13 protein-coding genes and 3 pseudogenes are annotated in these 13,881 nt (G+C 69.7%); 9 read left to right on the forward strand and 7 right to left on the reverse strand.

Annotated elements, in window-relative coordinates; all coding sequences use genetic code 11:
- The 4 genes from ACWDEW_RS35965 to ACWDEW_RS35980 form a co-directional block, all read left to right on the forward strand.
- Positions 1-318 (forward strand): FMN-binding protein (locus ACWDEW_RS35965; protein ID WP_450518604.1); only part of this gene is annotated, 318 nt, incomplete at its 5' end.
- Between the two features lie 77 nt (positions 319-395).
- The gene (locus tag ACWDEW_RS35970) at positions 396-1,778 is read left to right on the forward strand and encodes a ferredoxin reductase family protein (protein WP_450518605.1); all 1,383 of its coding nucleotides are present in this window, start codon (positions 396-398) and stop codon (positions 1,776-1,778) included.
- A gap of 19 nt (positions 1,779-1,797) precedes the next feature.
- The gene (locus tag ACWDEW_RS35975) at positions 1,798-2,577 is read left to right on the forward strand and encodes an FMN-binding protein (protein ID WP_450518607.1); all 780 of its coding nucleotides are present in this window, start codon (positions 1,798-1,800) and stop codon (positions 2,575-2,577) included.
- Between the two features lie 55 nt (positions 2,578-2,632).
- Positions 2,633-3,373, forward strand: coding sequence for an FAD:protein FMN transferase (locus ACWDEW_RS35980; RefSeq protein WP_450518710.1), 741 nt, complete (start codon positions 2,633-2,635; stop codon positions 3,371-3,373).
- Positions 3,374-3,453: 80 nt separating this feature from the next.
- Here ACWDEW_RS35980 and ACWDEW_RS35985 read toward each other — a convergent pair whose 3' ends face one another.
- The 5 genes from ACWDEW_RS35985 to argC are packed head-to-tail and all read right to left on the reverse strand — an operon-like array spanning position 3,454 to position 8,305.
- Positions 3,454-3,993, reverse strand: a complete 540-nt coding sequence (locus ACWDEW_RS35985; RefSeq protein ID WP_019066294.1) for an arginine repressor — start codon at positions 3,991-3,993, stop codon at positions 3,454-3,456.
- Between the two features lie 19 nt (positions 3,994-4,012).
- Complete coding sequence (locus ACWDEW_RS35990) at positions 4,013-5,212, reverse strand: acetylornithine transaminase (RefSeq protein ID WP_450518609.1); 1,200 nt, start codon at positions 5,210-5,212, stop codon at positions 4,013-4,015.
- Positions 5,209-6,129: an acetylglutamate kinase gene (gene argB / locus ACWDEW_RS35995; protein ID WP_450518611.1), complete on the reverse strand. Its 921-nt coding sequence runs from the start codon at positions 6,127-6,129 to the stop codon at positions 5,209-5,211. Before argB ends, ACWDEW_RS35990 begins: the two co-directional genes overlap by 4 nt.
- Entirely contained in the window at positions 6,126-7,280 is a 1,155-nt protein-coding gene (gene argJ, locus ACWDEW_RS36000) for a bifunctional glutamate N-acetyltransferase/amino-acid acetyltransferase ArgJ (RefSeq protein ID WP_450518613.1), read from the reverse strand. Before argJ ends, argB begins: the two co-directional genes overlap by 4 nt.
- Positions 7,277-8,305 carry an N-acetyl-gamma-glutamyl-phosphate reductase gene (argC, locus tag ACWDEW_RS36005; RefSeq protein ID WP_450518615.1) on the reverse strand — a complete coding sequence of 343 codons (1,029 nt, stop codon included), beginning with the start codon at positions 8,303-8,305 and terminating at the stop codon, positions 7,277-7,279. Before argC ends, argJ begins: the two co-directional genes overlap by 4 nt.
- Positions 8,306-8,402: 97 nt before the next feature.
- On the opposite strand from argC, the gene ACWDEW_RS36010 reads away from it, so the two are divergent.
- Positions 8,403-9,146 (forward strand): VOC family protein, encoded by a 744-nt coding sequence (locus ACWDEW_RS36010; protein ID WP_450518616.1) that lies wholly within the window; start codon positions 8,403-8,405, stop codon positions 9,144-9,146.
- 151 nt (positions 9,147-9,297) lie between these two features.
- Positions 9,298-9,936: a TMEM175 family protein gene (locus tag ACWDEW_RS36015; RefSeq protein ID WP_450518618.1), complete on the forward strand. Its 639-nt coding sequence runs from the start codon at positions 9,298-9,300 to the stop codon at positions 9,934-9,936.
- A 70-nt stretch (positions 9,937-10,006) separates the two neighbouring features.
- On the opposite strand, the pseudogene ACWDEW_RS36020 reads toward ACWDEW_RS36015, so the two are convergent.
- Positions 10,007-10,181: pseudogene (locus ACWDEW_RS36020) on the reverse strand (CGNR zinc finger domain-containing protein); the annotation flags it as partial.
- 15 nt (positions 10,182-10,196) lie between these two features.
- Here ACWDEW_RS36020 and ACWDEW_RS36025 point away from each other — a divergent pair.
- From ACWDEW_RS36025 to ACWDEW_RS36035, 3 genes and pseudogenes are all read left to right on the forward strand, one after another.
- Positions 10,197-10,364, forward strand: a pseudogene (locus ACWDEW_RS36025) (aminotransferase class V-fold PLP-dependent enzyme); the annotation flags it as partial.
- A gap of 51 nt (positions 10,365-10,415) precedes the next feature.
- Complete coding sequence (locus tag ACWDEW_RS36030) at positions 10,416-10,862, forward strand: MerR family transcriptional regulator (protein ID WP_450518620.1); 447 nt, start codon at positions 10,416-10,418, stop codon at positions 10,860-10,862.
- A complete protein-coding gene (locus tag ACWDEW_RS36035) occupies positions 10,859-11,299 on the forward strand; it encodes a carboxymuconolactone decarboxylase family protein (RefSeq protein ID WP_450518622.1) in 441 nt (146 codons plus the stop codon). Before ACWDEW_RS36030 ends, ACWDEW_RS36035 begins: the two co-directional genes overlap by 4 nt.
- On the opposite strand, the pseudogene ACWDEW_RS36040 reads toward ACWDEW_RS36035, so the two are convergent.
- Positions 11,286-13,772: pseudogene (locus ACWDEW_RS36040) on the reverse strand (alpha-L-arabinofuranosidase C-terminal domain-containing protein). The gene ACWDEW_RS36035 and the pseudogene ACWDEW_RS36040 overlap by 14 nt on opposite strands.
- Positions 13,773-13,881: the final 109 nt, after the last annotated feature.

Raw genomic sequence — 13,881 nt, forward strand, 5'->3', positions numbered from 1 at the left:
TCCAGCGGGTCCAGCGGGTCCAGTGGGTCGACGACCACCGGCACCAAGACCGTCACCGGCGACACCGTGCAGACGCGTTGGGGCCCGGTCCAGGTGAAGATCACCGTGAAGAACGGCAAGATCACCGATGTCACCGCGGTCCAGTACCCCTCGGACAATCCGCGCGACCAGGAGATCAACTCCTATGCCCTGCCGCAGTTGAAGAGCGAGGCGCTGGCCGCGCAGAGCGCGAGCATCGACACGGTGTCGGGAGCCACGTACACGAGTGACGGTTACCGCCAGTCACTCCAGTCCGCACTGGACTCCGCGGGACTCTGAACGCACAGCCTCCACGGCACGTACTTCAGGGCCAAGGGGCCACGCCACCCCCCTTGTGCCCCGTCCACGGAGGAACCGTGACCACCACGCTCGCAGGCGGACGTGCCGCCCGCCGACAGACGATGCGCCGCATCCGCCCGCGCCGCTCCCCAGCGACCCTGCTGCTGCTCGCCGTCTGGGCGGGTGCCGCCGGAGTCCTGTGGCTGTGGTGGCAGAACACGCCGTCCATCGCCGACCAGAACGGCAAGATCCTCAACGCGGGCCGTATCACTGGTCTGTTGGCCGGATATCTGATGGCACTCGTCGTGCTCCAGATGGCCCGCGTGCCCGCTCTCGAACGGCGGGTCGGCTCCGACCGGGTCGCCCGCTGGCACGCGATGAGCGGCCGGTACACGCTCTGCCTGGTCTTCGCGCACGTCTTCCTCATCATGTGGGGCTACGCCCTCCAGGCGGGCAAGACGCTGAACGACATCGTCCAGCAGACCATCGACTCGGTGAACCAGCTGCCCGACATGGGCAAGGCCGCCATCGGCACCGGCCTGTTCGTGCTCATCGGCCTCTCGTCGATCGGCGCCGTCCGCCGCAGGATCCCGTACGACACCTGGTACCACGTCCACCTGCTGACGTACGCGGCGGTGTTCCTCACCTTCTGGCACCAGATCACCACGGGCAACGACTTCGCGCTGACGCCGCTCGCCAAGACCGTCTGGTACGGGCTCTACGGCACGGTCACCGCGCTGGTGGTCTGGTACCGGATCCTCACCCCGATCCGGCTCAACCTGCGCCACCGGATGTACGTCGAGGCGGTCATCGAGGAGACGCCGGGCATCGTGTCCGTGCTGATCGGCGGGCGCAAGCTGCACCGGATGGGCGCGGAGGCCGGGCAGTTCTTCCGGTGGCGGTTCCTCGCGCCGGGGATGCGGTTCAGCTCGCACCCGTACTCGCTGTCGGCGGCGCCCCGTCCGAACATGCTGCGGATCACGGTCAAGGCGATCGGCGACCACAGCACCCGGCTGCGTGAACTGCGGCCCGGCATGAAGGTGTGGGCCGAGGGCCCCTACGGCGCGATGACCTCGCAGCGGCGCACCCGCGGCAAGGTGCTGCTGGTCGCCGGCGGCGTCGGCATCACGCCGATGCGGGCGCTGTTCGAGACGCTGCCCGGCGCGGCCGGCGACATCACGCTGCTCTACCGGGCCAACACCACTCAGGACCTGGCGCTGTGGGACGAGTTGGCGAAGATCGCCGACGAGCGCGGCGCCCGTCTGATGTACGCGGTCAACAGCCCCGACGGGGAGCGCCCCGACATCTCGGCGGACTCCCTGCGGCGGAAGCTGCCCGACATCGACAACCACGACGTCTTCATGTGCGGGCCGCCCGGCTTCGCGCAGTCGGTCTACGAAGCACTGCGCGGCGCGGGGGTCCCCGCCCGCCGTATCCATCACGAGTCGTTCGAGATGTGAGCGACGGGAGTCAGGAGCAATGAAGAAGAGCCACCCCATCCGGCGTGTTCTGCTCGCGAGCGCCGCCACCGTGTCCGGGATCGTTCTGCTGCTCTCCCTGAAGCCGGCGACCGACTCCTCCTCGGCGTCCGCGCAGGGAGCGGCGGCCCAGGGGGCCGCCGCCGCGCAGGAGTCGCCCCAGGGCGGTGCCGCGGCGGCCGGGACCTCGACCATCACCGGTGCCGCCACCCAGACCGAGTACGGGGTCGTCCAGGTGCGCCTGACGGTCGCCAACGGGAAGATCACCAAGGCGGAGGCCGTCCAGGCGCCGCACGGCGGCACCAGCGACCAGAAGACCGCGCTGTCCGTCCCCAAGCTCAACCAGGAGGTGGTCGCCACGCAGAGCGCGGACATCACCTCCGTGACCGGGGCGACGTACACCAGCGGCGGCTACAAGAAGTCGCTTCAGTCGGCCATCGACAAGATGAAGGCCGCGGGCGCGGCGGCCCCGGCCAAGAGTTCGGCCGCCGCGGCGCCCGCCGCGCAGGCCAAGACGGTCACCGGCGATGTCGCGACGACCCAGTACGGGCCGGTCCAGGTCCGGATCACGGTCGCGAACGGCAAGATCACCAAGGCCGAGGCGGTGCAGGCCCCGAGCGGCGGGACCAGCGACCAGAAGACGGCGCTGGCGATCCCGAAGCTCAACCAGGAGGCCGTCGCGGCCGGGAACGCGAACATCGACTCCGTGTCGAGCGCCACGTACACGAGCGGCGGTTACAAGAAGTCCCTGCAGTCGGCGCTGGACAAGGCCGGTGGCTGACACGGTGACCGATCCCGCGGAGGCTCCCGCCGCGCTGCGGCACGCCGAGGAGGTCATGGGGACGGTGTTCTCCTTCGACATCCGGGGCGGGGAGCCCGAGGCCGTACAGGCGGTACTGGAGCAGGCCGTCGCCCAACTGCACCGGGTCAACGAGGTGTTCAGCACCTACCGCGACGACAGCCAGGTCTCCCGGCTGGCGCGCGGCGAGCTGACCGTGGCGGAGTGCGACGCCGAGGTCGCCGAGGTGCTGGAGCTGGGCGCCGAGGCGGAACGGGTGAGCTCCGGCTGGTTCAGCACGAAGTACGAGGGCCGCCTCGACCCGACCGGCATCGTGAAGGGCTGGGCGGCCGAGCGCGCGGCCGAGCTGATCGCGACGGCGGCCGGGGTGAGCGGGGTCAGTGTGAACGGCGGCGGCGACGTCCAGATGTTCGGCACCCCGGGACCGCACCGGCCCTGGCGGGTCGGCGTCTCCGATCCTCTCCGTCCCGGCGGTCTCGCGGCGGTGATCTCCGCGGCGGGCGCCGACGAACTCGCGGTCGCCACCTCCGGTACGGCGGAGCGCGGGGCGCACATCGTGGACCCGTCCACCGGCAAGTCCGCGGTGACCGACCTGGTCGCTGTCACCGTGGTGGCCCCCCGGCTGACCTGGGCCGACTGCTGGGCCACGGCCGCGTTCGCGATGGGTTCACGGGAGGGCCTGGCCTGGCTGGAATCACTCCCGGACGTGGAAGCCCTGCTCATCACGGCGGGCGACGAAGTCCGCTGCACGGACGGACTGGCGGCCCGCCTCGGCTAGGGATCCCCCATACGAGTCGGGGGCGCACCGGACAACTCCGGTGCGCCCCCGACTCGTAGCCCGTCGGTCCTACGGGTATGTCAGTGGTCGTTCTGCGCCAGCCGCAGCAGATGGTCCGCGAGGGCCTGTCCGCCGAGCGGGTCCCGGCTGATCAGCAGCAGGGTGTCGTCGCCGGCGATGGTGCCGAGGATGTCCTGGAGTTCCGCCTGGTCGATCGCCGAGGCGAGGAACTGGGCGGCGCCCGGCGGGGTGCGCAGGACCACGAGGTTGGCGGAGGCCTCCGCGGAGATCAGCAGCTCGGAGGAGAGCCGCCGCATCCGCTCCTCCTTCGCCGACTCCCCCAGCGGTACGCGCGGGGTGCGGAAGCCGCCCTCGCTCGGTACCGCGTAGATGAGGTCGCCGTCGTTGTTGCGGATCTTCACCGCGTTCAGCTCGTCCAGGTCCCGGGAGAGCGTCGCCTGGGTGACGCTCAGCCCGTCGTCGGACAGCAGCTTCGCCAACTGGCTCTGGGAGCGCACCGGTTGCCGGTTGAGGATGTCCACGATCCGGCGGTGGCGGGCGGTGCGGGTCTGCGGCACGGCCGGCCCCGCCGACTGTTCGTGCTCCTGCGCCTGACTCATCGTCGACTCATTCTCCGGATCATCCGTCCCCCTTGGCCACGTCCAGGACACCGGGCAACGCCCGGAGGAACGCGTCCACTTCGTCGTCGCCGAGGTTCAGCGGCGGCATCAGCCGTACGACATCGGGAGCGGGCGCGTTGACCAGGAAACCGGCGTCCTGAGCCGCCTGTTGCACCTGGGGCGCGAGCGGCTCGGTGAGCACGATACCCAGGAGGAGGCCCGCGCCCCGGACATAATCGATCAACGGGTGACGAGAACTGCCGTCGGCGCCCTCGATTCCGTCCCGCAGCTTCCCGCTCTGCCGCTTCACGTTGTCGAGCAGGCCCTCGGCCTCGATCGTGTCGAGTACGGCGAGACCTGCGGCGCAGGCGACCGGGTTGCCGCCGAACGTCGTGCCGTGCTGGCCGGGCTGGAGCAGGTCGGCGGCACGCCCGAAGGCCACGGTGGCACCGAGCGGCAGCCCGCCGCCGAGCCCCTTCGCGAGGGTCACGACATCGGGCAACACGCCTTCGTGGGCCTGGTACTCGAACCAGTGCCCGGTCCGGCCGATCCCGGTCTGCACCTCGTCGAGGACGAACAGCGCGCCGTGCGCGGCGGTGATCGCGCGGGCCGCCTTCAGGTAGCCGACGGGCGGTACGACGACCCCGTTCTCGCCCTGGATGGGCTCGATGATGACGAGCGCGGTGTCGTCGGTGACGGCGGCGGCGAGGGCCTGCGCGTCGCCGTAGGGGACGTGCGTGACATCGCCGGGCAGCGGCAGGAACGGCTCCTGCTTGGCGGGCTGGCCGGTGAGGGCGAGGGAGCCCATCGTCCGCCCGTGGAAGCCGCCTTCGGTGGCGACCATGTGCTGACGGCCCGTCAACCGGCCGATCTTGAAGGCGCCTTCGTTGGCCTCGGCACCCGAGTTGCAGAAGAAGACCTTGCCGTCCCGGCCGAAGCGCTCCAGCAGCCGTTCGGCGAGGGCGACGGGCGGTTCGGCGATGAACAGGTTGGAGACGTGCCCGAGTTCGGCGATCTGCCTGCTGACCGCCTCGACGATCGCCGGGTGGGCGTGGCCGAGCGCGTTGACCGCGATACCGCCGACGAAGTCGGTGTACTCGTTCCCTTCGGCGTCCCAGAGCTTGGCGCCCGCGCCGCGGACGAGGGGGAGCTTCGGGGTGCCGTAGTTGTTCATGAGCGACCCCTGCCACCGCTGGGTGAGCTCCTCGTTCGCGGTCATACGGCATCCCCCTGGTTCTCGTCGGGCTTCTGGTCGGGCACGACCATCGTGCCGATGCCCTCGTCGGTGAAGATCTCCAGCAGGATCGAGTGCTGGACCCGGCCGTCGATGACCCGGGCGGTGGTGACGCCGTTGCGGACGGCGTGCAGACAGCCCTCCATCTTCGGCACCATCCCGGAGCTCAACTCCGGGAGCAGCTTCTCCAGTTGGGAGGCGGTGAGGCGGCTGATCACCTCGTCGCTGTGGGGCCAGTCCTCGTAGAGACCCTCGACGTCCGTGAGGACCATGAGGGTTTCGGCGCCAAGAGCAGCAGCGAGTGCCGCAGCCGCCGTATCAGCATTGACGTTGTAGACATGTCCGTCGTCCTCGCTCCTGGCGATCGACGAGACGACCGGGATACGGCCGTCCGAGAGCAGTGCCTCGATCGCGCCGGTGTCGATCGCGGTGATCTCGCCCACCCGCCCGATGTCGACCAACTCCCCGTCGATCTCGGGCCGGTGCTTGGTGGCGGTGATGGTGTGGGCGTCCTCGCCGGTCAACCCGACGGCGAGTGGCCCGTGTTGGTTGAGCAGTCCGACCAGTTCGCGCTGGACCTGCCCGGCGAGCACCATCCGTACGACGTCCATGGCGTCCTCGGTGGTGACGCGCAGGCCGGCCTTGAACTCGCTGACGATGCCGTGCCGGTCTAGGGCGGCGCTGATCTGCGGGCCGCCGCCGTGCACGACGACGGGCTTGAGTCCCGCGTGGTGCAGGAACACGACGTCCTGGGCGAACGCGGCCTTCAGGTCCTCGTCGATCATGGCGTTGCCGCCGAACTTGATGACGACGGTCTTGCCGTTGTGCCGGGTCAGCCAGGGCAGCGCCTCGATGAGGATCTGCGCCTTGGGCAGCGCGGTGTGCTTGCGAGTAGTGCTCATGACGAGTACGCGCTGTTCTCGTGGACGTAGTCGGCGGTGAGGTCGTTGGTCCAGATGGTGGCCGTCTCACTGCCCGCGGCCAGGTCGGCGACGATGTGCACCTCGCGGTAGCGCATGTCGACCTTGTCGCGGTCCTCGCCGACGCCGCCGTTCTTGCAGACCCAGACGCCGTTGATGGCGACGTTCAGCTGGTCCGGATCGAAGGCCGCCTTCGTGGTGCCGATCGCGGACAACACCCGTCCCCAGTTGGGGTCTTCGCCGTGGATCGCGCACTTGAGGAGGTTGTTGCGGGCGATGGAACGGCCCACCTCGACGGCCTCGTCCTCGCTCGCGGCGTTGACGACCTCGATCCTGATGTCCTTGCTGGCGCCTTCGGCGTCGCGGATGAGCTGCTGGCCGAGGTCGTCGCAGACGGCACGGACGGCCTCGGCGAACTCCCCGTACTCCGGGGTGACTTGGGAGGCCCCGGAGGCGAGCAGCAGCACGGTGTCGTTGGTGGACATGCAGCCGTCGGAGTCGACCCGGTCGAAGGTGGTGCGGGTGGCGGCCCGAAGTGCCGTGTCCAGTACGTCACTTTCGACGTCGGCGTCGGTGGTGAGGACGACGAGCATGGTGGCGAGGCCCGGGGCGAGCATGCCGGCGCCCTTGGCCATACCGCCGACGGTCCAGCCGGCCTTGGTGGTCACGACGGCGGTCTTGTGGACGGAGTCGGTGGTCTTGATGGCGATGGCGGCCTTCTCGCCCCCGTGCGGGGTGAGTTGACCGGCGGCGGTCTCGACTCCCGGCAGCAGCTTGTCCATCGGCAGCAGGATTCCGATGAGCCCGGTGGAGGCGACGGCGACCTCGGCGGCGTTGAGGCCCAGCACGTCCGCGACCTTCTCCGCGGTGGCGTGCGTGTCCTGGAAGCCCTTCGGCCCCGTACAGGCGTTGGCACCACCGGAGTTGAGGATCACGGCGGAGACCTGGCCGCCCTTGAGCACCTGCTCGGACCACAGCACCGGCGCGGCCTTGACACGGTTGGAGGTGAAGACGCCCGCGGCGGCGAGGCGGGGCCCGTTGTTGACCACGAGGGCCAGGTCCGGGTTGCCGTTCTCCTTGATTCCGGCGGCGATGCCCGCGGCCGTGAATCCCTGTGCTGCCGTCACACTCACGGCGCGACTCCGATCGTAGAAAGCCCGGTGGTCTCGTCGAGTCCGAGGGCGAGGTTCATGCTCTGGACGGCACCGCCCGCGGTGCCCTTGGTCAGGTTGTCGATGGCGCTGATCGCGATGATGCGGCCCGCGGCCTCGTCGTACGCGACCTGCACCTGAACGGCGTTGGAACCGTAGACGGACGCCGTCGCGGGCCACTGCCCCTCGGGGAGGAGGTAGACGAACGGCTCGTCGGCGAAGGCCTTCTCGTACGCGGCGCGCACGGACTCGCCGGTGACGCCGGGCTTCGCCTTGGCGCTGCACGTGGCGAGGATGCCGCGGGGCATCGGCGCGAGGGTGGGCGTGAAGGAGACGGTGACGGGCTCACCGGCCGCCTCACCCAGGTTCTGGATGATCTCGGGGGTGTGCCGGTGGCCGCCGCCGACGCCGTACGGCGACATGGAGCCCATGACCTCGGAGCCGAGGAGGTGGGCCTTGGGCGCCTTGCCGGCGCCCGAGGTGCCGGAGGCGGCGACGATCACGGCCTCGTTCTCGGCGAGCCCGGCGGCGTAGACCGGGAAGAGCGCGAGGGAGGCGGCCGTGGGATAGCAACCGGGCACCGCGATGCGCTTGGACCCCTCCAACGCGGCGCGGGCGCCCGGCAGTTCGGGAAGGCCGTAGGGCCAGGTGCCGGCGTGGGCGGAGCCGTAGAACTTCTCCCAGTCGGCCGCGTCCTTCAGCCGGAAGTCGGCACCCATGTCGACGACGAGGACGTCCGGGCCGAGCTGTTCGGCGACGGCGGCGGACTGGCCGTGCGGCAGGGCGAGGAAGACCACCTCGTGTCCGCCGAGGACTTCGGGGGTAGTTTCCTCCAGGACCCGGTCGGCCAGCGGCAGCAGATGCGGTTGGAGGGTGCCGAGTTTCTGACCGGCGTTGGAGTTGCCGGTCAGGGCGCCGATCTCGACCCCGGGGTGCGCCAGGAGCAGACGCAGGAGTTCCCCACCCGCGTATCCACTCGCTCCGGCCACTGCCGCACGTACCGCCATGGAACCCTCCTCATCGATGGCATGACTATACGTTTCGATGCACGTTTATGCAATCCAATGCAGTGGGTACCGGGAGCGGCTGAATAGGATCGCCGGCATGACACTGCGACCCGTCCAGGCGAACATCAAGGCCGTCGACGACACGGCGGTCGGACGCTTCTGGGCGGAGGCGCTCGGCTGGAGCGTCTCCGGCGCGGAGCCGGGCGCGACGGCCGTCAAACCGGCCGGCTTCGACTGGCTCGACCCGGTCGGTGTCTGCGTCGACGTCATCGCCGTACCGGAACCCAAGACGGCGACGAAGAACCGCGTGCACCTCGATCTCGCCACCACCTCCGCCGCCCACCAGGCGGAACTGGTCGCGCGCCTGCGCTCGCTCGGCGCGACGCCCGTCGACGTGGGCCAGGGCGTGGTGCCGTGGAAGGTGCTCGCGGATCCGGAGGGCAACGAGTTCTGCGTGCTGGAGCCCAGGGAGATCTACCGGGACACCGGGCCGATCGCCGCCGTGGTGATCGACTGCGTGGATCCGCGGGCCATGGCCCGGTTCTGGGGCGCGGCGACGGACTGGACACTGCACGAGGTGAGTGACGACCACGCGACGTTCCGCTCCCCCAAGGGCGACGGCCCGTATTTCGAGTTCCTCCGCACCCCCGGCGCGAAGACGGTGCCGGACCGCGTCCATCTCGACCTGCTGCGGTACCCGAGCGACGATCAGGAGGCGGAGGCGATCCGGCTGCGCGCCCTCGGCGCCACCGACCTCGATGTCGGCCAGGGCGATGTCCCGTGGCGGTGCCTGTCCGACCCGGAGGGCCACGAGTTCTGCGTGCTGGCGCGCTCCTCCTGACGCGGAGCCTCGGCGACGGCCCCGGCGCGTGCGCCCGATCGGCATCCGGGGCACGCCCGGCCCGGGCACACCCGACGAATGACGTCGTACGACCGACGCCCGCCCCGCCTCACGCGTCACAGGCGGCCCATGACGCCCTACTGTCGTCGCCATGACGGAGCCAGTGGCAGAGACCCGCCCGCAGGAGAACGAACCGAGCCCGACCCGCCTGATCGCACTGTCCGACGGTATCTACGCCATCGCGATGACCCTGCTGGTGATCGACGTGGCCGTCCCCGCGCATCTGGACGACGCCGGATTCCACAAGGCGCTCGGCGAGGCGCTGCCCGGCATCGGGGCCTTCGCGCTGAGTTTCTCCCTGCTCTCGGGGTTCTGGCGCGACCACCGGCGCATCCTCACCGCGCTGCCCACCGAGACGCCCCTGGTCACGCACCTGATACTGCTCGGTCTCGGCCTGGTCGCCGTCCTGCCCTTCCCCACCGGGCTGCTGGCCGAGTACGCCTCCCATCCCGAAGCCGTCGCCCTCTACGCGGGTGCCATGACCGCGATCCACGGGGTGCACGTGGCCCTGCTGCTGCTCACACAAGACCAGGTGCACCCTTCGCCCGAGTCACCGGCCGCGGTGGCCCGCCGCCGCTTCACCGTCCAACTCGGCACCAGCGCGCTGGTCTTCGCCCTGTCCATTCCGCTGGCCTACGTCGACACGACGGCGGCCATGTGTTTCTGGGTCACGCTCGTGCCCGCCCACTACCTCATCGGTCACTACTGGCGCCGACTCCCGCGACCGTGAGGCGCCCGCGGTCCCGGTCGGCGATCGTCCGGCCGCCCGCCCCTCCCCCTCACTCGTCCGCCCTTCCCCGTCACTCGCCCGCTCGCTCCCGCTTGGCCGCGTAGGCCCGCGCCGCGCGGACCCGGTTCCCGCACCTTGTGGTGCACCAGCGCCGGGCGCCGTGCGAGCAGGAACCAGCGGGTGCAGCCCTGGGCGGCGCACGCGGTGAGTTGTTCGGCCTCGGCGCCCGTGAGCAGGTCGGTGGCGAGGTCGCGGCCCACGAGCGGGGCGTGGCCGTCCGCGTCGGCCACCACTGCGCCCGCCCGATCGTGCGCCGGTACGGCATCCCGGCGACCACCCGGGCGAGCTTCTACGTCTACAAGACCCCGGCCGAGGTCGATGCCCTGGTCGAGGGCGTCCGCGCAGCTCAGGACTACTTCGGTAGCTGATCCACGGCAGGGCTTGACCTGGAGCGCGCTCCAGGTTCTACGGTTGTGTTCATGAGCAGCGGACAGCCCCTGAACCCCCTCCCCGGGGACCGGGAACCCACCCTGACCATCGCCCAGGTCGCCGAGCGCACCGGACTCTCGCACGACACCCTGCGCTACTACGAGAAGGCCGGCCTGATCGAGCGGGTCGGCCGGAGCACCGGCAACCAACGGCGGTATCAGGCAGCCGACTTGGCGTGGCTGGAGTTTCTGCTGCGGCTGCGCGAGACGGGTATGTCGATCGCCGACATGCAGCGGTTCGCGGCGCTGCGGGCGGCGGGGAACGTCACGGTCCCCGACCGGCTGGCGATGCTCCGCGAGCACCGCGCCGAACTGGGCGACCGCATAAGGGTGTTGCGCCGCAACGCGACTGTGCTGGACCAGAAGATCGACCACTACGAACAGCTGCTCCTCGAAGAGACCGAGCACGAGCGGCCGGGAACGGACGGAACGACATGAGCGCGAGCACCACCCGAGAAGAGCGGTTCACCCACGGCCTGGAGGTCCTGAAGCGGGTCGACGGCGAGGCCGGGCAGCGGGTCGTCGACTCGCTCGCCGACATCAACCCCGAACTGGGCCACCAGGTCGTCGCCTGGGCCTTCGGCGAGATCTACGACCGTCCCGGACTCGCCCCGCGCGACCGCCAGTTGGTGACGCTGGGCATGCTCACCGCGCTCGGCGGCTGCGAGGCCCAGCTCGATGTGCATGTGAACGCGGCGCTCAATGTGGGCCTCACGCCGGAGGAGATCGTCGAGGCCCTGACGCATTCGGCGGTGTACTGCGGTATGCCGAAGGCCCTGAACGCGACCTTCGCCGCGAAGAAGGTCTTCGCCGAGCGCGGGCTGCTGCCGCTGGGGCAGCAGCCCACCACGGAAGCCGCAGCTACTTCTGCCTGATCCTCAGGAAGGTGATCGAGTTCGCCGGGAAGGTGTAACTGAACTTGTCCGCAACGCCCTTGAAGGTCGAGACGACCGGCGCGACCACCGTGGCCGTCTCGCTGTTCACCGCGTCGGGCGCGGCGGCGAGCGTGGTCACCTTCACCCTGGACGCGACCTCGGCGCCGCCCAGGTCGATCGCCGTACGGGCCGCCGCGGACTGGGCGTTGACGACCTTGACGATCAGGTCACCGGTCTTCGCGTCCTTGGTGACGACCTGACGGAACGGCTCGGCCGGCTTGTCGTCGGTGAAGCTTCCCCACTCCTGCCCGTCGAGGTAGAGGGTGACCTGACGGCCCCTCACCTTGATGTCGACGTCGTAGGCGCGGCCCGTCTCGATGGTTCCCGGCTTGGCGATCAGCGTCGACTTGCCGCCGTCCACGGCCTGTTCGACGGCGGTCTGGGTGTTGTTCCAGCCGCCCAGGTTCCACCAGTAGTAGTTGCCGGTGTCCTTGACGCCGAACGCGACCAGGAAGCCTTCTTTCCCCGCCTTCTTGGTGGCCTTCACGTGCAGGTCGTAGTCGTGCCAGGCCGAGTCGCCCGCCGACACCATGGTGTTCTCGGCGGCGGTGTCGGTCTGGACGTACTGCCCGTCCTCAAGGCTCCAACTCCCGCCTCCCGTATGGGTCCACCGGGTCGCGTCAACGGAGAAGTCGTCGGAGAACAGCGCCGTACCGTCCGCCGCCGTCACCCGCACATCGTCGTACGCCGCGCTCGTCGCCCAGGTCGACAGACCGACCGCGCCGGAGATCGGGGCGACAAGTGACGGTGTGCCGGTGGCAGTTGACGGCACCACCCGGCTGCCGACGTTGTTCATGAACAGCTTCTGGACCTCGTAGTTGGCGGAGCCCCATGACGCGCGGTTGTTGAACCAGACCAGGTCCGGACGCCACTAGACGGAGTCCTCGTTGGCGAACAGCGGTGCGTAGGAGGCGAGTTTGACGACGTCCGCGTTGCGTTCCAGACCGGTCATGTAGGCGGCCTCGGCGAGGCCGTTCTTGAACGCGTTGCCGCCGGAGGCGTATTCGCCGAGGAAGACCTTCGGGCCGGTGCGGTCGTAGGAGTCGTAGCGGCTGTTGTTCTGGAGGAACCACTGCGGGCTGTTGTAGTAGTGCTCGTCGACCATGTCGACCTTGGCGTCCCTGTTGAGCTGCCAGGCCGTGTCGAAGGTCGAACCGCTGTCGTCCGGGCCCGCGTTGGAGATCACGGTCATGTACGGGTACGCGGCCTGGATCGCCGTACGGAACTGGGTGAGGCGGGCGAAGAACTCGGTGGGGAGGTTCTCCTCGTTGCCGACCTCGATGTGGGTGAGGTGGAAGGGCTTGGGGTGGCCCATCTCGGCGCGCAGCCTGCCCCACTTGGAGGTGACCGGGCCGTTGGCGAACTCGACGAGATCCAGGGTGTCCTGGATGTGGCGCTTCAGCAGCGCGGGGTCGTCGACGGCCTTGTTCTGGCCGCAGCCGGTCACCAGGGCCGGTACGACGGGCAGCGGCATCGCGCCGATGTCCTCGGCGAGGCGGAAGTACTCGTAGTAGCCGAGTCCGTAACTCTGGTTGTAGCCCCAGAAGTTGGAGTTGGTGGCGCGCTGCTCGACCGGGCCGACGGTGTCCTTCCATTGGTACGAGCGCTTGCGCTGGTAGCCGGAGGCCGCACTGTAGTCGTCCATGGAACCGGTGTTGACCAGGCAGCCGCCGGGGAAGCGCACGAAGCCCGGGTGCAGGGCGGCGATCTTCTCGGCGAGGTCCTTGCGCAGGCCGTTCGGCTCGTGCTTGTAGGTGTCGCGGGGGAAGAGGGACCCCATGTCGAGGGCGGTCGCGGCCGAGGAGGCGACGGTGAGGCGGCCCGTGGTGCTGGTGCGGGTCGCGGTGAACGTGGCCCTGTACTTGGCCCAGCCGTTCTTCCGCACGGCGACCTGACGGGCGGTCGCCAGGGTGCCGCCGGTGTCCTGGAGGCTCACGGTGAGCGTGGTGCCGCCCTCGGCGCGGGCCCACACCGAGAAGTCGTACTTCTTGCCGTCCTCGACCGCGATGCCGGTGTTGTAGCCGGCGTCGGTGACGGACGAACCGGCGGCCAGGGAGAGGTAGTTGCGGTTGGTCTCGTTGAGGCGGCCGGCGTCGTTCACCACCTGGGCCGTGCCGGTGACCGTCCAACCGGTCAGCGGGGTGTACGACTTGTTGTCGTCGGTGGAGTACTCGAAGGACCGGTTCTGGACGAGTTCGGCGTACAGGCCGCCGTCGGCCGCGCGGTTGATGTCCTCGAAGAAGACGCCGTACATCGTTCTGTCGATCGCGGCGCCCCGCGCGCCCGGGTCGACGGTGATCGCGTAGTCGGTGACGTCGGCGGCGTGGGCGGGGGCGGGGACGACGGCCGCCGCCAGCAGGAAAGCGCTTGCCCCCAGGACAGGTCTCAGGCGGGTGCGGCTGGTGCGTGACATGGATACTCCGCGGCTCGTATCGGATCGTGCGCGACGCTCGAATGTCCAGTTCGAGATATCGGACATCGGTCAGCACTTCGAACGGCAAGATAGGCAATGGTCGTGAGCA

It is taken from the genome of Streptomyces sp. NPDC001100 (assembly GCF_053598575.1).

What these genes read in the sequence shown, in the direction of transcription:
- ACWDEW_RS35975 (WP_450518607.1), top strand. Translation starts at nt 1,798, where the DNA reads ATGAAGAAGAGCCACCCCATCCGGCGTGTTCTGCTCGCGAGCGCCGCC.
- ACWDEW_RS35980 (WP_450518710.1), top strand. Translation starts at nt 2,633, where the DNA reads ATGGGGACGGTGTTCTCCTTCGACATCCGGGGCGGGGAGCCCGAGGCC.
- ACWDEW_RS35985 (WP_019066294.1), bottom strand. Translation starts at nt 3,993, where the DNA reads ATGAGTCAGGCGCAGGAGCACGAACAGTCGGCGGGGCCGGCCGTGCCG.
- ACWDEW_RS35990 (WP_450518609.1), bottom strand. Translation starts at nt 5,212, where the DNA reads ATGACCGCGAACGAGGAGCTCACCCAGCGGTGGCAGGGGTCGCTCATG.
- argB (WP_450518611.1), bottom strand. Translation starts at nt 6,129, where the DNA reads ATGAGCACTACTCGCAAGCACACCGCGCTGCCCAAGGCGCAGATCCTC.
- argC (WP_450518615.1), bottom strand. Translation starts at nt 8,305, where the DNA reads ATGGCGGTACGTGCGGCAGTGGCCGGAGCGAGTGGATACGCGGGTGGG.
- ACWDEW_RS36010 (WP_450518616.1), top strand. Translation starts at nt 8,403, where the DNA reads ATGACACTGCGACCCGTCCAGGCGAACATCAAGGCCGTCGACGACACG.
- ACWDEW_RS36015 (WP_450518618.1), top strand. Translation starts at nt 9,298, where the DNA reads ATGACGGAGCCAGTGGCAGAGACCCGCCCGCAGGAGAACGAACCGAGC.
- ACWDEW_RS36030 (WP_450518620.1), top strand. Translation starts at nt 10,416, where the DNA reads ATGAGCAGCGGACAGCCCCTGAACCCCCTCCCCGGGGACCGGGAACCC.
- ACWDEW_RS36035 (WP_450518622.1), top strand. Translation starts at nt 10,859, where the DNA reads ATGAGCGCGAGCACCACCCGAGAAGAGCGGTTCACCCACGGCCTGGAG.